We start from the raw sequence: 16,774 nt of genomic DNA, 5'->3' as shown, positions 1-16,774 counted from the left end.
AAGCTAAAAAAAAGGCACGTCCAAATGGAGACGCGCCTTCCAACAAAACGTATGGCAACTGCTTGTTGGGCCTTCATTGTAGCCAAAACCATCCCGCTGGAAGCCGCGCCATTGCTTGTTTTGGGGCCGTTGCGGAGTGCCAACAGACACAATCCATCAACAGCTTATCCACAGGCCTCGGGCGCTTGACTACGCAAGCGGGTGAACCCGGAGTCCAGAAGGTCCACTGAGCTAAAAAGCTGCGAATCGGGGCTGATTCTAACCAAGTCGCAACGGAATCGGAGATCGGTCAAAAGTTTGTCAGTACCCACCAACAATGACTCCGGCAAGAACTGCAAAGCACGCAAGCGGCCGCGACGCGGCGTCTGTGACGGCGGGCCCGTTTGCTACCGCAATGCGGAAAGACCCGCCGCTGCACTCGGATGCCGATGCGTCGTCGACGCCATCAGCGGACCGGCCGGATCACGAGGTAGTTGACCCACTCCCCGCGACGCACCATCACGCTCACCGCACGCGCTTTCTCGGCCTTCACCGCGACGGCCTGGAACTGCTTGACGTCGGTGATCTCTGTGTTGTCCAGAGTCAGCACGACGTCGCCTTCGCGCAGGCCGGCGCGCGCGGCAGCGCCTTCGACCGCATCGACGCGAACCCCGCCGCGGATCTTCAATTCCCGGCGCTGCGCGTCGCTCAGCTCGCTGACGGCCAATCCGAGCGCGGTCTTCGCCGAGCTGCTGCCACCGTTGTCGGACTGCGCGACCCGCGTCGCCGGCTCGACTTCGAACTCGGCGACCGTCACGCTCAGGTCGCGGTAGCCGCCGCGGCGGAAGACCTGCAGCGTGGTCTTGGCGCCGGGCTTGATACCACCGACGATACGCGGCAGGTCGACCGAGCTTTCGATGGTCTTGCCATCGATCTTGGTGATGATGTCGCCGGCCTCGATGCCGGCCTTGTCGGCCGGTCCGCCGGTTTCGGCGCCACGCACCATCGCCCCGACCGGCTTGCCGAGCCCGATCGATTCGGCGACCTCCTTCGTCACCGGCGCGATCGTCACGCCGATGCGGCCGCGGACCACGCGGCCGGTGCTGCGCAACTGGTCGGCGACGCGCATGGCCTCGTCGATCGGGATGGCGAACGCGATCCCCATGTAGCCACCGGAGCGGCTGTAGATCTGCGAGTTGATGCCGACCACTTCGCCGCGAAGATTGATCAGCGGCCCGCCCGAGTTGCCGGGGTTGATCGCCACGTCGGTCTGGATGAACGGCAGGTAGTCGCCGGTCTCGCGCCCCTTGGCGCTGACGATGCCGGCGGTGACGCTGTTCGCCAGGCCGAACGGCGAGCCGATCGCCATCACCCACTCGCCGACCTTCAGCCGGTTGACATCGCCGATCTTGACCGCCGCCAGGCCCGTGGCTTCGATCTTGATCACCGCCACGTCGGTGCGCTTGTCGGGCGTGCCCACGACCTTGGCCTTGAACTCACGCTTGTCCGGCAGCGTCACCAGCACTTCGTCGGCACCATCGACGACATGCGCATTGGTCATCACGTAGCCATCGGCACTGAGGATGAAGCCCGAGCCGACACCGCGCTGCTGCGGCTCGTCGTCAGGACCGGCACGTGGACCCCCGCGGCCGCCGGGCAGCGGAATGCCGAAGCGGCGGAAGAACTCCTCCAGGTTCGGATCGACCCCGCGCTCCTGCCCCGCCGCGCGGCTGCGCTCGAGGGTGCGGATGTTGACGACCGACGGGCCGACGCGCTCGACCAGTTCGGTGAAGTCAGGCAGCTCGACACGTCCCTGCGCAGCGCCGACCTGCGGCACCAGGGGCGCAAGCAACACAAATGCGAGCACGGCCCGCGACATGGCCCGACGGCCCTTCGAAACAAACGACATGGCTTCCTTCTCCTGGTACCGGGCCGACGCCCGAGCGATGCTCAAGGTCGTCGCTGCAGCAAGGCCTCGAACTGCTGGATCGTGGCCATCGGCACGTCGCCGACGATCGTGACCCACCAGTCGCCATGCCGGTTCATCAGCGAATGGGTCGCGCCGAGCATCGTCCGCATCGGCTTGTGGCGCTGCGCATCGAAGCGCTCGATGAACACCGACACATGCGTCAGGCCATCGGAGAACACCGACTGCAACACCTGCAGCTCCGCACCGGCTTCATCCGCGGCATCGAGCGGTCGCTTGACGCAGTTGAGCAGCTGGAAGCCGGGCACGCTGCCCTTGAGGCTCCAGCCTTCGGCGTCGAGCTGGGTTGGCTGGGCCTGGGGACGCACGACGCGGTAGCCGTCGAGCTTCTTCTTCATCGGCTTGAGCACGCTCTCGGGGGCCAGCTTGCCGCCGATGCTCAGGTCAGTGAACGAAGCGGACTCGAGCACGTCGCCGCGCGGGCTCAGCACCTCGGTGCGCAGCAGCAGGCCGGTTTCGCGCTCCGCCCACAGGCGCTGGCCGAAGCGCAGCGCATCGCGCGGCTTCAGCAGCAGCACTTCGGCCTCGTGTCCCGCGACACGGTCGCTGCCGATCGAACGGATCTCGTAACTCTCCAGCGCGCGCTGGCTCGACGCGGGCAGCGCCGGAAAGTCGGCGATCGGCTCGACCTGTTCGACGATCGCGACCCGGGTCTGCGGCCACAGTGTCAGCAGCGCCCCGTTGTGCCGGAACTGCTGTCGCATCTGGCCGTCGAGCGCCTCGATGCGCTCGTAGCGCTCGCGGCCCTCGCTGATGTGGGTGACACGCGAGCTGGACACCTGGCTGCCGGCGGCGAAGGCCATCGTGCCCTGGTAGGTGCGGTTGGTGGCTGCCTGGCGCATGCGCGACAACCACTGCGCAGGATCGGCCGCCGCCTGCGCACCGGCCAGGGTTGCGCACGACAACAACATCACACCGACGCCCAACCGTCCGAAGAGGCGGCGTTCGCTGACCCGCGGCATGCTCACTTGGTCTCGAGCACGACCGTCTCGACGCTGCGAACGACCGAGCCGGGCACCTGCACGGCCGCGCCGTTGCTGACCCGGCGATGGGCCGCCAGGTAACGGTCCAGGCGCGCGTCACGGATCAACTGGCCGTTGGTGACGGCATCCGGCGCGCCGGCCGCGGCCAGTGGCACGCCGGCGCTGTCGTCGGGCGCCATGACGCGCAACACCACCAGCACGCCGGCCACGGCGACGAAACCCGCCGCCACCGCGATCGGCGCCATCAGGCGCTGTCGCCATCCGCCCGGCGCGCGTGACGGCGCGAGCGGCACCGGTTCCTTGGCCAGTTGATCGCGCAGCGCCACCAGGAACGCCTCGTCGCGCGCCGGCGCCGCGGCCAGCTCGTCCGAGCGCAGCACGTCACCGATCAGGTGGTAGGTGTGCCAGCACTCGCGTGCCTGGCTGTGCTTGCGCCAGACCGTGCAGGCATCCTCGACGCCGGGAGACTCGACGCGACCGTCCATCAGCGCGGACAAGGACTGGCGCAGCGCCTCCGAGGAAGAACCCGAGCTGTTCAACATGATCTTCGTACAACTCCGTCGAAGGCGCCGGCCCGTGCACCAGCGTCGTTACCCATCACCATCGTTCGCCCTCGCGTGTATCGAGCAGCGGCCGCAGCCGCAGCGCGATGGCTTCACGCGCCCGGAAGATGCGCGAACGCACCGTGCCGATCGGGCAGTTCATCATCTCGGCAATTTCTTCGTAGCTGAGGCCTTCGATCTCGCGCAGGGTGATCGCCTGCCGCAAGTCCTCTGACAAGGCCGCGATCGCGGCGTTGACGGTTTCGGCGATTTCCTTGCTGGCCAACACCGCCTCGGGCGTTGCGCCGTCGGTTAGTTCGCGCTCGACACGGGAAGTTTCGTCGTCATCGTCCGAGACTGAAGCCAGTGCGGATTCAACCACCAATGGGTCACGCTTCAAGTCGACCAACGCCTTCTTCGCGGTGTTGACGGCGATGCGGTAGAGCCAGGTGTAGAAGGCGCTGTCACCGCGGAACTGCGGCAGGGCCCGGTAGGCGCGGATGAAGGTTTCCTGCGCGATGTCCTGTACCAGGTCGACGTCGCGCACCATGCGCGCGATCAGGCGCTCGATGCGACGCTGGTACTTGACGACCAGCATCTCGAAGGCACGCGTGTCCCCGCTCTTGGCGCGCTGAACCAGCAGCACATCGGCCTGGTCGGCGGTCATCGGGGCGCTCCGGCGCTGGCCGGCAGGTCGGGGTCGTTCATCGGCCCCTGGTACAGGGCAAGGCGCAAGCCATGCCAGGCGGCGCCCGCGTCGCGACACGAGACGCCGCACCACGCCGCAGCTCGGCGCCGCACGAGCCACGGACGCTCGCCGGAGGCCGACAGTGCCGGCGTGACGCGCAACAGCAGCCAGTTGCCGAGGTCGATCTGCAGGCTGACGGCCTGGAGGGAGATTGCATCCCCCTGCTCGCGCAGGTGACTCCAGCCCGCACCATCCCAGCGCAGACGGCCGCGCATCGGTCGCAACAGCCAGGGGCCGGCCACCGCACCGAACAGGCCGCTCATGGATGCCGCGAGACCCGGCGGCCATTCCCGCAGCGCGGCAAACCATGCCGCGGCGGCGGCGGCGGCCAAGCCGTACAACACCGCAATCGCGACACGCTCGCGAAAGCCCGAGCCCAGATCGACATCGACCGCCGGCGGTGCAGCCCGCATGCGTCGCCGTCGACCCTCAGGCCCGACGCAGGACCAGCGTGCCGTTGGTGCCGCCGAAACCGAAGTTGTTCTTCACCGCGATGTCGATGCGCATCTCGCGCGCCGTGTTGGCGCAGTAATCGAGATCGCACTCGGGATCCTGGTTGAAGATGTTGATGGTCGGCGGCGAGACCTGGTGGTGCAAGGCCAGCGTCGTGAACACGGACTCGATGCCGCCGGCGCCACCGAGCAGGTGCCCGGTCATCGACTTCGTCGAATTGACGACCATCTTCTTCGCGTGCTCGCCGAAGGCGAGCTTGATCGCATTGGTCTCGTTCACGTCGCCCAGCGGCGTCGAGGTGCCGTGCGCATTCAGGTATTGCACGTCCTGGGCGTTGACGCGGGCGTTGCGCAGCGCGGCGAGCATCGAGCGCTTGGGCCCGTCGACGTTCGGCGCGGTCATGTGGAACGCATCCGCGCCCATGCCGTAGCCGGCGAGCTCGGCGTAGATCTTGGCGCCACGCGCCTTGGCGTGCTCGTACTCCTCGAGCACCATCACGCCGGCACCCTCGCCGAGCACGAAGCCGTCGCGGTCCTTGTCCCAGGGCCGCGATGCGGTCTTCGGATCATCGTTGCGCGTCGACAGCGCACGCGCCGCGGCAAAGCCGCCGATGCCCAGCGGCGAGACGGTCGACTCGGCGCCGCCGGCGACCATCACGTCGGCATCGCCGTACTCGATCAAGCGCCCGGCATCGCCGATGCAGTGCAGGCCGGTGGTGCAAGCAGTGACGATCGCCAGGTTCGGGCCGGTGAAGCCGTACTTGATCGAAATGTGGCCGGAGATCATGTTGATGATCGACGCCGGCACGAAGAACGGCGAGATCCGGCGCGGGCCCCGCTCGCGGTACTCCTCGTGCGTCTGCTCGATCATCGGCAGTCCGCCGATCCCCGAGCCGATCAGGCAGCCGATGCGTTCGGCCTGCTGCTCGTCGAGCGCATCGCCGGTCGGCAGCCCCGAGTCGGTGACCGCCTGGATCGCCGCGGCCATCCCGAAGTGGATGAACGTATCCATGTGGCGGGCTTCCTTCGCGGGGATGTAATCCTCGATCCGGAATCCCTTGACCTCGCCTGCAAAACGGCAGGCAAACGGCGACGCGTCGAAGCGCGTGATCGTGTCGATGCCCGAACGGCCGGCCACCAGGTTGGCCCATCCTTCGGCCACGCTGTTGCCCACCGGGCTGATCAGCCCGAGACCGGTGATGACGACACGACGACGGCTCATGCGCAATGCCCTCGAATCAGGACTTCTGGTGCTTGACGGCGTAGTCGATCGCCAGCTGCACGGTGGTGATCTTCTCGGCTTCTTCGTCGGGGATCTCGATGCCGAATTCGTCCTCCAGCGCCATCACCAGTTCCACCGTGTCGAGCGAGTCGGCGCCCAGATCGGCCACGAAGGCCTTCTCGTTGGTGACATCCGTCTCAGGCACGCCGAGTTGCTCGGCGATGATCTTCTTGACACGGGATTCGATATCGCTCATGACTCCTCCAGGAGTGAATGCAAAAAACCAGCCCGGGATTCTACTGGCGCTGGGGTGTCCGCTTCAGGACGCCCAAAAGGGGCAGCGCCGCGCCGGCCGGGCGGGACCGGCGTGGGTGAACCAGATCAGTTCATGAACATGCCGCCGTTGACATGCAACTCGGCACCTGTGATGTAGCCGGCCTCGCGGCTGGCGAGGAAGGCCACCGCGTGGGCGATCTCCTCCGGCGCGCCGAGCCGGCCGAGCGGAATCTGCTGCAGCAACGCCGCCTTCTGCGCTTCGGGCAGTCCGTCGGTCATGTCGGTGGCGATGAAGCCGGGCGCGACGCAGTTGACAGTGATGTTGCGGCTGCCGAGCTCGCGCGCCAGCGCGCGTGTCATGCCCGCGACGCCGGCCTTGGCCGCGGCATAGTTGGCCTGGCCCGGGTTGCCCGATGCGCCGACCACCGAGGTGATGCTGACGATGCGGCCGTAGCGCTGCTTCATCATCGTGCGCATCACCGCGCGCGAGAGCCGGAACACCGCCTTCAGGTTGGTGTCGAGCACCGCATCCCAGTCGTCGTCCTTCATGCGCATCGCCAGCGTGTCGCGGGTGATACCGGCGTTGTTGACCAGCACCTGCAGGCCGCCCTCGGCCTTGACGATCGCGTCGATCGCCGCCTCGACCGCCGGAGCATCGTTGACGTTCAGCGACAGCCCGCGGCCGCCGTGCGGCGCCAGCGCCTCATTGATCGCCGCCGCGCCGGCCTCGGTGGTGGCCGTGCCGATCACCGTGTAGCCCTGCGCCGCGAGCGTCGTCGCGATCGCCCGGCCGATGCCGCGCGACGCGCCGGTGACCAACGCGACCTGCTTCGTTTCGCTCATGCCAACAGTTCCTTCGTCGCCTGCAACGAGGCGGGGTCGAACAGCGCAGCCGACACCAGCTCGGCATCGATGCGCTTGACCATGCCGGCCAGCACCTTTCCGGGCCCGCATTCGATGACCTGCGTGATGCCGCGCGCGCGCAGCGCCTGCATCACCTCGACCCAGCGCACCGGGCCGAAGGCCTGGCGGTAGAGGGCATCGCGGATCGCCGCCGCATCGGTCGGCGCCGCAACGTCGATGTTGTTGATCACCGGCAGCGCCGGCGCGGCGAAACTGACCGCCGCCAGCCGCTCGCGCAGGCGCTCGGCGGCCGGCCTCATCAGGCTGCAGTGGAACGGTGCCGACACCGGCAGCAGCAGCGCGCGCTTGGCACCCGCGGCCTTCAGCAGCTCGCAGGCCTTGTCGACGCCGGCCTTGCTGCCGGCAATCACGGTCTGCTTGGGATCGTTGAAATTCGCGGCGGAGACGACCTCGCTCGATTCGGCCGCCGCACGCTGGCAGCCTTCGATGACCGCCGACGCCTCGAGCCCGAGGATCGCGGCCATCGCACCGGCGCCGACCGGCACTGCTTCCTGCATGGCCTGCGCACGGAAGCGCACCAGCGCCAACGCATCGGACAAGCCGAGCGCGCCGGCGGCGACCAGTGCCGCGTATTCGCCGAGCGAGTGCCCGGCCACCGCCGCCGGCTCTGCGCCGCCCTCGGCGCGCCAGGCGCGGTAGCAGGCGATGCCCGCGGTCAGCATCACCGGCTGCGTATTGGTCGTCAGGTCCAGCTGTTCCTTCGGTCCGCCGGCGATCAGCGCGGCGATGTCCTGGCCGAGCGCGGCCGACGCCTCGTCGAGCGTCGCGCGCACGGCCGGATGATGGGCCCAGGCATCGAGCATGCCGACCGCTTGCGAGCCCTGGCCCGGAAAGACAAAAGCAAACGAACTCATCGTTGAAGGGTCCCGATGAACGAAAGGACTCAGAAGTCGAGCAGCACCGCGCCCCAGGTGAAACCGCCGCCGACGCCCTCGAGCATCAGCGTGTCACCGGGCTTGACGCGACCCGCACGCACCGCGACATCGAGCGCCAGCGGGATCGATGCGGCCGAGGTGTTGCCGTGCTCGTCGACGGTGACGACCAGCTTGTCCAGCGGCAGCTTCAGCTTCTTCGCAGTGCCCTGCATGATGCGGATGTTGGCCTGGTGCGGGATCAGCCAGTCGATGTCGCTCTCGCTGCGACCGGCTTTCTCCAGCACGGCGCGAGCCGCCGATTCGAGCACGCCGACGGCCAGCTTGAACACCGCCTGGCCGTCCATCTTCAGCAGCGGATCGCCGAGCACCTGGCCGCCGCTGACGTGGCCCGGCACGCAGAGGATGCCGACATGCCGGCCATCGGCATGCAGGTCGCTCGCCAGGATGCCGGGACGGTCGCTGGCCTCGAGCACCACCGCGCCCGCACCATCGCCGAACAGCACGCAGGTGCCGCGGTCGTTGAAGTCGAGGATGCGCGAGAAGACTTCCGCGCCGATCACCAGCGCCTTGCTCGCGGCGCCGCTCTTGATCATCGAATCGGCGACGGTCAGCGCATAGACGAAGCCCGAGCACACCGCCTGCACGTCGAAGGCCGGGCAGCCATGCACGCCGAGCTTCTGCTGCACGATGCAGGCGGTCGACGGGAACACCATGTCCGGCGTCGACGTGGCAACGATGATCAGGTCGATGTCCGACGCCCGCCGGCCGGCGGCCTCGAGCGCGTGGCGCGCCGCCTGCACCGCCAGGTCACTCGCCGCAACGTCGCTGGCCGCGAAGTGGCGGGCGCGGATGCCGGTGCGGGCGACGATCCATTCGTCGGAGGTTTCGATGCCACGGGCGCCGAGCTCGGCAGCCAGCTCGTCGTTGGTGACGCGGCGCGCCGGCAGCAAGCTGCCGGTGCCGGTGATGCGGGAGTAGCGCGCGAAAGAAGGGGCTGGAATGTCGGTCATGCAGCGTGGGCCGCGGCTGGTTCATCCGGCGCGGTCGGCAGCACTGCCGGCGTGTCGCGGATGCGATCGTGCACGCGGTCGAGCAGGCGATTGCGGGCGGCATCATACGCTCGCTCGAGTGCCCGCTCGAAGGCAAAGGCATCCGACGATCCGTGCGCCTTGAAGACCAGCCCGCGCAAGCCCAGCAACGCGCCGCCGCTGTAGCGGCGATGGTCGACCCGCGCCTTGAAGCGGTTCAGCACCGGCAGCGCCACGAGCGCCGCGAGCTTGGACATCGGCGTGCGCGAGAACTCCTGCTTGATCATCTGCGTCAGCATGCCGGCCAGGCCCTCGGAGGTCTTCAGCGCGACATTGCCGACGAAGCCGTCGCAGACGACCAAGTCGGTGGTGCCCTTGAAGATGTCGTTGCCTTCGACATTGCCGTGGAAATTCAGCTGGCCGGCGGCCGCAGCGGCGCGCAACAGCTCACCGGCGCGCTTGATCGTCTCGCTGCCCTTGATGGCCTCCTCGCCGATGTTCAGCAGGCCGACGCTGGGCTCGTCCTTGCCGTCGAGGGCACTGACCAGCGCGCTGCCCATCACCGCGAACTGCAGCAGGTGCTCGGCGGTGCAATCGACGTTGGCGCCGAGATCGAGCACCTTCGTGAAGCCGCCGCGCGCGTTGGGCAGCAGCGCGGCGATCGCCGGCCGGTCGATGCCGGCAAAGGTCTTCAGCACGTAGCGCGCGACGGCCATCAGCGCCCCGGTATTGCCGGCGGAGACGCTGACGTCGGCCGCCGCGTGACCCTCGTCATCGGCTTTCAGCTGCGCGATCGCCACGCGCATCGACGAATCGCGCTTGCGCCGCAACGCGACCTCGACCGCATCGTCCATCTCGATCACTTCGCTGGCGGGCACCAGCGTGCAGCGCGACCAGCCGGCGGCCGGCCGCAGCGACTCTTCGGTGCCGACCAGCAGCACCTCGGCATTCGGATGGCTGGCGAGGAACGCTCGGCACGCCGGCAGCGTGACCGACGGGCCATGGTCGCCGCCCATGCAGTCGACGGCCACGCGCACGCGCTCCAGCGGTTGAAGGGACGACGTCGGGGACACGGTGCTTATTGTGGGGCGGCGCTTCGAAGGCACGGGCGGCGAGGGCCCGGCACCGGCCGGGTTCGCGCACCGGACAACGACGATGCCCGGCCTCGCATCGCGCGGGGCCGGGCATCGTCGGGATTCGAATCGTGCCGCGGCGTCAGCCGGCCGCGGCGCAGCACGCTCAAGCGTCCTGCTTGCTCTTCAGCACCTTGCGGCCGCGGTAGAAGCCGGTCGGGCTGATGTGGTGGCGCAGATGCACTTCGCCGGTAGTCGGCTCGATCGCCGTACCCGGGGTGACCAGGGCATTGTGCGAGCGGTGCATGCCACGCTTGGACGGCGACTTCTTGTTCTGCTGGACGGCCATGGAAAGACTCCTGATCGAAACCGGGCACGGCCGCCTTCAGCGGCGTGCGGGTTGAAAAGCTGCGGGCGCAATCGAATCGACGCAAGCACCGCTGGGAAAAGCCCGCGACTATACCACGGCACCCAGTCAGCCCGCGGGACCGGACCGGCCCTTCTTCAAGGCCTGCAGCGCAGCGAACGGATGCGGGCGTTCCTCAATTTGCTCCTCTGCGGCGTTCGGGCCCTCGTCGAATGCCAGCGGCGCCGGGCAGTCTGGTTCGTGGCGCGGCACCAGCGGCAGCGCGAGCAGCAACTCGTCCTCGATCAGCTCGCGCAGGTCGAGCCAGCGCGGCAGCGCGAGCACATCGTCCTCCAGCTCGGCATCCAGCGCTTCGGCTTCGGCCTCGCCGCGGACGAAGCGCAGCCGGCGATCGATCGCCAGCGCCTGCTGCATCGGCTGCAGGCAACGCTGGCAGGTCAACCACACCGGCCCTTGCGCAGCGAGGTGCAGCCAGAGCTCGGGCTCGCCGCCGGTGACGGGACGTCGCTCGGCGTCGGCCTGCCATGCGAGATCGGCGAGCGGCGTGTCCTGCGGCGGCGCCTGCGACTCGGCCAGGCGCGACAGCGCGTCGCCCGGCCATTGCCCGGCGAGCCGACCGTCCTCGGCGGCGAAGGACGCCAGGTCCAGGCGCAGCGGGTCGTGCGAACGCTTCATCAGCGCCCGCCCGGCCGCCCGAAGGGCGCTGAGCGCCCCTCGGGGGCCGCGAACGAAGTGAGCTGGGGGCTGATCATCTCGGCCAGTGTACGGGCGTCCGATGGGACAATCGCGGCATGTCCATCCCGCTGATCCTCGCGTCGACGTCACGCTATCGCCGCGAGCTGCTCGAGCGCCTGCGCCTGCCGTTCGAGGCCGTCGCGCCGCAGGTCGACGAAACGCCGCGGACCGGCGAGACGCCGGCCGATCTGGCGCGGCGCCTGGCGCTGGCCAAGGCGGGCGAGGTCGCACGGCGTTATCCCGCGGCGGTGGTCATCGGCTCGGACCAGGTCGCCGAGCTCGATGGTCGGCCGATCGGCAAGCCGGGCACGCACGAGCGCGCGGTCGAACAGCTGCGTTCGATGCGCGGCCGCGCGGTGATCTTCCACACCGCGGTCGCCGTGCTGCGACCGTCGACCGGCTTCGAGCAGCTGTTGCTCGCGCCCGTCACGGTCCACTTTCGCGATCTGTCGGACGCTGACATCGAGTGTTATCTGCGCACCGAGCAGCCGTATGACTGTGCCGGCAGCGCCAAGTGCGAGACGTTGGGCATCGCGCTGCTCAATGCGATTCACTCGGACGACCCGACGGCGCTGGTCGGATTGCCGCTGATCCGCACCTGCGCGATGCTGCGCGCCGCAGGGCTCGATCCGCTGCAGCGATGACGCCCGGCCGCCTGCTGCTGGTGCCGAACACGCTCGACCTCGGCACCGACACCGAAGTCGCGCTGTCCGACGTGCTGCCGCAAGGCATCATCGACCAGGCCGCGGCGCTCGGGCACTGGGTCGCCGAGAACGCGAAGACGACGCGCGCCTTCCTCAAGCGCATCGACCGGCTGGTGCCGCTGGCCAAGCCCATGCAGGCGATCGACATCCAGGAGTTGCCGCGGCCGCGCAAGGGCCAGGCCGACGCCTCGCCGCAGGACCTGTCACCGCTGCTGGCGCCGGCGCTGGCCGGCGCCGACATCGGCCTGCTGTCCGAGGCCGGCCTGCCGGCGATCGCCGATCCGGGCGCGGCACTGGTGGCGGCGGCCCATGTACTGGGTGTCGTGGTGTTGCCGCTGTCGGGTCCGAGCTCGCTGCTGCTGGCCTTGGCCGCGAGCGGCTTGAACGGCCAGAGTTTTGCCTTCGTCGGCTACCTGCCGGTCGACTCGGCGCAACGTACGGCGCGCATCAAAGAGCTCGATGCGCTGTCGCGCCGCCTCGGCCAGACGCAGATCGCGATCGAGACGCCCTACCGCAATGCGGCCTTGTTGAGCGCGCTGGTCCAGCAGCTGCAGCCACAGACCCGGTTGGCGATCGCCTGCGGCGTGACGCTGCCCGGTGGCTGGTGTCGTACGCAGACCGTGCGTGCCTGGCGCGACGCGCTGCCGACGCTGCCGGAACGCGTGCCGGCCGTGTTCAGCTGGCTGGCGTGAACAGCGGCGTCAGGGCTTCTGCCCGCCGCCCAGCAACGCGGCAACCTTGCGCTTGCCGCGGATGTTCGGCGATACGCCGCGCACCGGCGCGGGCGCGCTGGCCGGCTTCGAGTCCCAGGCCGCCTTGACGTCGCCGGCGGCGTGCGGCTCGTAGGGCCGATCGAAGAAGGGATCGCTCGCCGCGGCCCGCGGTTGCGCGTAGCTGAAGCGCGGCGCCTCGCTGCGCTCGCGCGGCCGCTCTTCCTCGTCCTCGCGGGCACGGCGCGGCGGCGGGCGGCGCGGGCGGTCGTCTTCGAGCTCGAAGGCCTCGATCTCGATCTTCTTCTTGATCAGCTTCTCGATGTCGGACACCAGGCGCGCGTCGTCGCGGTCGACCAGCGTGATCGCCAGGCCCGATGCGCCAGCCCGGCCGGTGCGGCCGATGCGGTGCACGTAGTCCTCGGCGTTGAAGGGCACGTCGAAGTTGAAGACGGCCGGCAGGTCGGCGATGTCCAGGCCGCGCGCGGCGACGTCGGTCGCCACCAGCAGGTCGACTTCGTTGCGCTTGAACGCCGCCAGCGACTTCAGCCGCTCGTCCTGCGACTTGTCGCCGTGCAGCGCCGCGGTCTTCAGGCCGTCGCGCTCGAAGGCGCGTGCCAGCCGCGCCGCACCCAGCTTCGAATTGACGAAGACGAGCGCCTGGCCGATCTCGCGCTCGCGCAGCATCTGCCGCACCGCGCGGCGCTTGTCGTCCTCGCCGACGCTGAAGAAGCACTGCTCGATCGCCGAGGCCGTCGCATTCGGCCGCGCCACCTCGACGGTGATCGGGTCCTGCAGGTAGCTCTGCGCCAGGCGCCGGATCTCGGGCGAGAAGGTGGCCGAGAACAGCAGCGTCTGGCGTTGCTTGGGCAGGTACGCCAGGATGCGCTGCAGATCGGGCAGGAAGCCGATGTCGAGCATGCGGTCGGCTTCGTCGAGCACGACGTACTCGACCTGGTTCAGCACGCAGTTCTTGGCTTCGATGTGGTCGAGCAGGCGGCCCGGCGTGGCGATCAGCACCTCGACGCCGCGCTTGAGCTCGGCCGTCTGCGGCTTGATATCGATGCCGCCGAAAACGACGGTCGAGCGCAACTCGGTGTGCTTGGCGTAGGTGCGCACGTTGTTGGCGACCTGGTCGGCCAGCTCGCGCGTCGGCGCCAGCACCAGTGCCCGCACCGGGTGGCGCGCCGGCGACATCGAGGCGGTTTCGTGGCGCAGCATTTTCTGCAGCAGCGGCAGCGTGAATGCGGCGGTCTTGCCGGTGCCCGTCTGCGCCGCGCCCATCACGTCGCGACCGGCCAGCACGATCGGGATCGCCTTGGCCTGGATCGGCGTCATCGCGGTGTAGCCGGACTCGGTGACGGCCCGCAGCAGCTTGGCGTCGAGCGCCAACGTCTCGAATTTCTGCGGAGCGGCAATCGGCTCGGCGGCGATGAGGGGTGTTTCGGTCATGAATCACGGATTATCCCCTAGGGTCCGTGACAGCGGCGGGGAGGCGGCCGAAAGGCCTACATACAATCCCCGCCCGATGAAACTGCTGCTGTTAGGCGCCGATGGACAGGTGGGATGGGAACTGCGGCGCTCGCTCGCGACGCTCGGGCCCCTGACGATCGCCGGCCGCGCCGATGGTGCCGACTTCGCCGACCCCGAGCGGCTTGCCGACACCGTGCGCCGGCTGGCGCCCGAGGTGATCGTCAATGCAGCCGCCTACACCGCGGTCGATCGCGCCGAGAGCGAGCCCGCGCTGGCGCAGACGATCAATGCCGACGCGCCCGGCGCGCTCGCCCGCGTCGCCGCCGCCAGCGGCGCCTGGCTGGTGCACTACAGCAGCGACTACGTGTTCGACGGCAGCGGACAGAACGCCCGCGGCGAGGACGACCCGACCGGACCCTTGAGCGCCTACGGCCGCAGCAAGCTCGCCGGCGAAGCGGCGATCCGCAGCAGCGGCTGCCACCACCTGATCCTGCGCACCAGCTGGGTCTATGCGGCGCGCGGCGGCAACTTCGCCCGCACGATGCTGAAGCTGGCCGGCGAGCGCGACGAGCTGAAGGTGATCGACGACCAGATCGGCGCGCCGACCGGCGCCGAGCTGCTGGCCGACCTGACCGCGCTGATGCTGCGCGACGCGACCCGTCGGCCCGAGCTCGCCGGTACCTACCACGCATGCGCCGCCGGCGAGACGAGCTGGTGCGGCTATGCGCGCCACGTGATCGCCTGGGCGCGGTCTCGCGGCGTCGCGCTGCGGACGGCGCCCGACGCGGTGCAGGCGATCCCGAGCAGCGCCTACCCGCTGCCGGCGCGCCGGCCGCTCAATTCACGCCTGGCCACCACCAAGCTGCGCTCCGCTTTCGGCGTGACCTTGCCGCCCTGGCAGCCCGGCGTCGAGCGCATGCTCGCTGAAGCCCTGAACCTGCCGCTGGCACTGCCATGAAATTCACCGCCACCCCCCTGCCCGGCGTCGTGGTCATCGAACCGCAGGTGTTCGGCGACGACCGCGGCTGGTTCATGGAAAGCTTCAACCAGCGCCGCTTCGAGCAGGGGCTCGCCTCACTCGGGCTGCCGGCGCCGCGGCCATTCGTGCAGGACAACGAGTCGCTCTCGCGCCGCGCCGTGCTGCGCGGCCTGCACTACCAGCTGCCGCCGCATCCGCAAGGCAAGCTGGTGCGCGTCACCGAAGGCGCGGTGTTCGACGTCGCGGTCGACCTGCGCCGCGGCTCCGCCGCCTTCGGACAGTGGTTCGGCGTCGAGCTCAGCGCCGAGAACAAGCGCCAGCTGTGGATCCCCGAGGGCTTCGCGCACGGCTTCGTCGCGCTCGCCGACGGGACGCGATTCCTCTACAAGACCACCGACGTCTACGCCAAGGATTGCGAGCGCGCGATCGCCTGGAACGACCCGGCGCTGGCGATCGGCTGGCCGCCCGGCCTCGCGCCGCTGCTGGCCGCAAAGGACGCCGCCGCGCCGGTCCTGGCCGACGCCGAAGTGTTCGCCTGACACCCCGCCACGAGGTTCCGACTTGAGCTCTTCCAGCCCCTACGACCTTTGCTGCCAGGCCCTGCGCGATGTGCCGCGCACCTGGCTCGTGACCGGTGTCGCCGGCTTCATCGGCAGCCATCTGCTCGAAACCCTGCTCGGCCTGGGCCAACGCGTCGTCGGACTCGACAACTACGCGACCGGCCACCGCCACAACCTCGACGACGTGCAGGCTGCCGTGGGTGCCGAGGCCTGGTCGCGCTTCACGATGATCGAAGGCGACATCCGCCGCTTCGACGACTGCCGCGCCGCCTGCGCCGGCGTCGACCTGGTGCTGCACCAGGCCGCGCTCGGTTCGGTGCCCCGCTCGCTGGCCGACCCGATCACGACCAACGAGGTCAACATCAGCGGTTTCCTGAACCTGCTCGTCGCCGCGCGCGATGCCCAGGTGCAGCGCTTCGTCTACGCGGCAAGCAGCTCGACCTATGGCGACCACCCCGGCCTGCCGAAAGTCGAGCACGCGATCGGCAACCCGCTGTCGCCGTATGCGGTCACCAAGTACGTGAACGAGCTGTATGCGGCGGTGTTCGCCCGCAGCTACGGGTTGCAGTCGATCGGCCTGCGCTACTTCAATGTCTTCGGCCCGCGCCAGGACCCCGAGGGCGCCTACGCGGCGGTGGTGCCGCGCTGGGCGGCAGCGATGCTGCGCGGCGACGCCGTGCAGATCAACGGCGATGGCCAGACCAGCCGCGACTTCTGCTTCGTCGCCAACGCAGTGCAGGCCAACCTGCTGGCCGCGACGACCAGCAATCCGCAGGCACTGGACCAGGTCTACAACGTCGCGGTCGGCGACCAGACCACGTTGAACGAGCTGCACGCCCTGCTCGGTGAACAGCTCGCCGCCGAGCAGCCGGCGCTGCAGATCGCGGCGCCCGAGTACCGCGACTTCCGCGCCGGCGACGTGCGCCACTCCCGCGCCGACATCGGCAAGGCGCGCGAACGCCTGGGCTACGCGCCGACGCACGACATCCGCGCCGGCATGGGCGTCGTCGCGGCCTGGTACAGCGCGCGCCGGCCCCGCTCGGCTTAGGGCGGCGCTGCACTTCCATCAGATGGGGGACCGGCGCGGCCGGCGGCGGTCCCTATACTCGCACGCACCCTCACGCATAAAGGACGGCTGCCGAAGCCGCCCGCGCCGG

General features: G+C 69.2%; 19 protein-coding genes. 5 read left to right on the top strand and 14 right to left on the bottom strand.

The features are described from left to right. Positions 1-445: 445 nt before the first annotated feature. The 13 genes from HLB44_RS07595 to HLB44_RS07535 form a co-directional block, all read right to left on the bottom strand. The gene (locus tag HLB44_RS07595) at positions 446-1,888 is read right to left on the bottom strand and encodes a DegQ family serine endoprotease (protein WP_173121942.1); all 1,443 of its coding nucleotides are present in this window, start codon (positions 1,886-1,888) and stop codon (positions 446-448) included. Between the two features lie 41 nt (positions 1,889-1,929). Beyond that, entirely contained in the window at positions 1,930-2,928 is a 999-nt protein-coding gene (locus tag HLB44_RS07590; RefSeq protein ID WP_173121941.1) for a MucB/RseB C-terminal domain-containing protein, read from the bottom strand. 2 nt (positions 2,929-2,930) lie between these two features. Further along, the gene (locus HLB44_RS07585; RefSeq protein WP_173121940.1) at positions 2,931-3,491 is read right to left on the bottom strand and encodes a sigma-E factor negative regulatory protein; all 561 of its coding nucleotides are present in this window, start codon (positions 3,489-3,491) and stop codon (positions 2,931-2,933) included. A 55-nt stretch (positions 3,492-3,546) separates the two neighbouring features. After that, on the bottom strand, positions 3,547-4,158 hold the full coding sequence (gene rpoE / locus HLB44_RS07580; RefSeq protein WP_173121939.1) for an RNA polymerase sigma factor RpoE: 612 nt from the start codon (positions 4,156-4,158) through the stop codon (positions 3,547-3,549). Beyond that, entirely contained in the window at positions 4,155-4,652 is a 498-nt protein-coding gene (locus HLB44_RS07575) for a hypothetical protein (RefSeq protein ID WP_173121938.1), read from the bottom strand. Before HLB44_RS07575 ends, rpoE begins: the two co-directional genes overlap by 4 nt. 16 nt (positions 4,653-4,668) lie before the next feature. Further along, positions 4,669-5,913, bottom strand: coding sequence for a beta-ketoacyl-ACP synthase II (gene fabF, locus HLB44_RS07570; RefSeq protein ID WP_173121937.1), 1,245 nt, complete (start codon positions 5,911-5,913; stop codon positions 4,669-4,671). A gap of 16 nt (positions 5,914-5,929) precedes the next feature. Then, positions 5,930-6,169 carry an acyl carrier protein gene (gene acpP, locus HLB44_RS07565; protein WP_173121936.1) on the bottom strand — a complete coding sequence of 80 codons (240 nt, stop codon included), beginning with the start codon at positions 6,167-6,169 and terminating at the stop codon, positions 5,930-5,932. Between the two features lie 125 nt (positions 6,170-6,294). After that, entirely contained in the window at positions 6,295-7,032 is a 738-nt protein-coding gene (gene fabG, locus HLB44_RS07560) for a 3-oxoacyl-ACP reductase FabG (protein WP_173121935.1), read from the bottom strand. After that, positions 7,029-7,967 (bottom strand): ACP S-malonyltransferase, encoded by a 939-nt coding sequence (gene fabD / locus HLB44_RS07555; protein WP_173121934.1) that lies wholly within the window; start codon positions 7,965-7,967, stop codon positions 7,029-7,031. Before fabD ends, fabG begins: the two co-directional genes overlap by 4 nt. Before the next feature lie 29 nt (positions 7,968-7,996). Next, the gene (locus tag HLB44_RS07550; protein ID WP_173121933.1) at positions 7,997-8,998 is read right to left on the bottom strand and encodes a beta-ketoacyl-ACP synthase III; all 1,002 of its coding nucleotides are present in this window, start codon (positions 8,996-8,998) and stop codon (positions 7,997-7,999) included. Beyond that, positions 8,995-10,053: a phosphate acyltransferase PlsX gene (gene plsX / locus HLB44_RS07545; protein WP_343051265.1), complete on the bottom strand. Its 1,059-nt coding sequence runs from the start codon at positions 10,051-10,053 to the stop codon at positions 8,995-8,997. The genes HLB44_RS07550 and plsX overlap by 4 nt, the downstream gene beginning before the upstream one ends. 202 nt (positions 10,054-10,255) lie before the next feature. Then, on the bottom strand, positions 10,256-10,438 hold the full coding sequence (rpmF, locus tag HLB44_RS07540) for a 50S ribosomal protein L32 (protein ID WP_173121931.1): 183 nt from the start codon (positions 10,436-10,438) through the stop codon (positions 10,256-10,258). A gap of 126 nt (positions 10,439-10,564) precedes the next feature. Then, complete coding sequence (locus HLB44_RS07535) at positions 10,565-11,131, bottom strand: YceD family protein (RefSeq protein WP_173121930.1); 567 nt, start codon at positions 11,129-11,131, stop codon at positions 10,565-10,567. A 116-nt stretch (positions 11,132-11,247) separates the two neighbouring features. On the opposite strand from HLB44_RS07535, the gene HLB44_RS07530 reads away from it, so the two are divergent. After that, positions 11,248-11,835 carry a Maf family nucleotide pyrophosphatase gene (locus HLB44_RS07530; RefSeq protein WP_217283561.1) on the top strand — a complete coding sequence of 196 codons (588 nt, stop codon included), beginning with the start codon at positions 11,248-11,250 and terminating at the stop codon, positions 11,833-11,835. Then, positions 11,832-12,587, top strand: a complete 756-nt coding sequence (locus HLB44_RS07525) for an SAM-dependent methyltransferase (RefSeq protein ID WP_173121929.1) — start codon at positions 11,832-11,834, stop codon at positions 12,585-12,587. Before HLB44_RS07530 ends, HLB44_RS07525 begins: the two co-directional genes overlap by 4 nt. Before the next feature lie 9 nt (positions 12,588-12,596). Here HLB44_RS07525 and HLB44_RS07520 read toward each other — a convergent pair whose 3' ends face one another. Beyond that, the gene (locus tag HLB44_RS07520) at positions 12,597-14,057 is read right to left on the bottom strand and encodes a DEAD/DEAH box helicase (RefSeq protein WP_173121928.1); all 1,461 of its coding nucleotides are present in this window, start codon (positions 14,055-14,057) and stop codon (positions 12,597-12,599) included. A 76-nt stretch (positions 14,058-14,133) separates the two neighbouring features. Between HLB44_RS07520 and rfbD the strand changes: the two genes are divergently transcribed. From rfbD to HLB44_RS07505, 3 genes are read left to right on the top strand one after another with little or no spacing between them, the layout of a single operon-like run. Continuing rightward, positions 14,134-15,036, top strand: a complete 903-nt coding sequence (gene rfbD, locus HLB44_RS07515; RefSeq protein WP_173121927.1) for a dTDP-4-dehydrorhamnose reductase — start codon at positions 14,134-14,136, stop codon at positions 15,034-15,036. Beyond that, on the top strand, positions 15,033-15,596 hold the full coding sequence (gene rfbC, locus HLB44_RS07510) for a dTDP-4-dehydrorhamnose 3,5-epimerase (RefSeq protein ID WP_173121926.1): 564 nt from the start codon (positions 15,033-15,035) through the stop codon (positions 15,594-15,596). Before rfbD ends, rfbC begins: the two co-directional genes overlap by 4 nt. Before the next feature lie 22 nt (positions 15,597-15,618). Continuing rightward, positions 15,619-16,665, top strand: a complete 1,047-nt coding sequence (locus tag HLB44_RS07505) for an SDR family oxidoreductase (protein ID WP_246312115.1) — start codon at positions 15,619-15,621, stop codon at positions 16,663-16,665. Positions 16,666-16,774: the final 109 nt, after the last annotated feature.

Source organism: Pseudaquabacterium terrae (genome assembly GCF_013266755.1).
Taxonomy (GTDB): Bacteria; Pseudomonadota; Gammaproteobacteria; order Burkholderiales; family Burkholderiaceae_C; genus Pseudaquabacterium; species Pseudaquabacterium terrae.
This window is presented reverse-complemented; position numbering and strand designations above follow the sequence as displayed.

Bases quoted from the DNA above. Each gene is read 5' to 3' on its own strand.
- rfbC (WP_173121926.1), top strand. From the start codon at position 15,033: ATGAAATTCACCGCCACCCCCCTGCCCGGCGTCGTGGTCATCGAACCG.
- fabD (WP_173121934.1), bottom strand. From the start codon at position 7,967: ATGAGTTCGTTTGCTTTTGTCTTTCCGGGCCAGGGCTCGCAAGCGGTC.
- HLB44_RS07550 (WP_173121933.1), bottom strand. From the start codon at position 8,998: ATGACCGACATTCCAGCCCCTTCTTTCGCGCGCTACTCCCGCATCACC.
- acpP (WP_173121936.1), bottom strand. From the start codon at position 6,169: ATGAGCGATATCGAATCCCGTGTCAAGAAGATCATCGCCGAGCAACTC.
- rpoE (WP_173121939.1), bottom strand. From the start codon at position 4,158: ATGACCGCCGACCAGGCCGATGTGCTGCTGGTTCAGCGCGCCAAGAGC.
- rpmF (WP_173121931.1), bottom strand. From the start codon at position 10,438: ATGGCCGTCCAGCAGAACAAGAAGTCGCCGTCCAAGCGTGGCATGCAC.
- HLB44_RS07535 (WP_173121930.1), bottom strand. From the start codon at position 11,131: ATGAAGCGTTCGCACGACCCGCTGCGCCTGGACCTGGCGTCCTTCGCC.
- fabG (WP_173121935.1), bottom strand. From the start codon at position 7,032: ATGAGCGAAACGAAGCAGGTCGCGTTGGTCACCGGCGCGTCGCGCGGC.
- rfbD (WP_173121927.1), top strand. From the start codon at position 14,134: ATGAAACTGCTGCTGTTAGGCGCCGATGGACAGGTGGGATGGGAACTG.
- HLB44_RS07520 (WP_173121928.1), bottom strand. From the start codon at position 14,057: ATGACCGAAACACCCCTCATCGCCGCCGAGCCGATTGCCGCTCCGCAG.
- HLB44_RS07525 (WP_173121929.1), top strand. From the start codon at position 11,832: ATGACGCCCGGCCGCCTGCTGCTGGTGCCGAACACGCTCGACCTCGGC.
- fabF (WP_173121937.1), bottom strand. From the start codon at position 5,913: ATGAGCCGTCGTCGTGTCGTCATCACCGGTCTCGGGCTGATCAGCCCG.
- HLB44_RS07575 (WP_173121938.1), bottom strand. From the start codon at position 4,652: ATGCGGGCTGCACCGCCGGCGGTCGATGTCGATCTGGGCTCGGGCTTT.
- HLB44_RS07590 (WP_173121941.1), bottom strand. From the start codon at position 2,928: ATGCCGCGGGTCAGCGAACGCCGCCTCTTCGGACGGTTGGGCGTCGGT.
- HLB44_RS07530 (WP_217283561.1), top strand. From the start codon at position 11,248: ATGTCCATCCCGCTGATCCTCGCGTCGACGTCACGCTATCGCCGCGAG.
- HLB44_RS07585 (WP_173121940.1), bottom strand. From the start codon at position 3,491: ATGTTGAACAGCTCGGGTTCTTCCTCGGAGGCGCTGCGCCAGTCCTTG.
- HLB44_RS07595 (WP_173121942.1), bottom strand. From the start codon at position 1,888: ATGTCGTTTGTTTCGAAGGGCCGTCGGGCCATGTCGCGGGCCGTGCTC.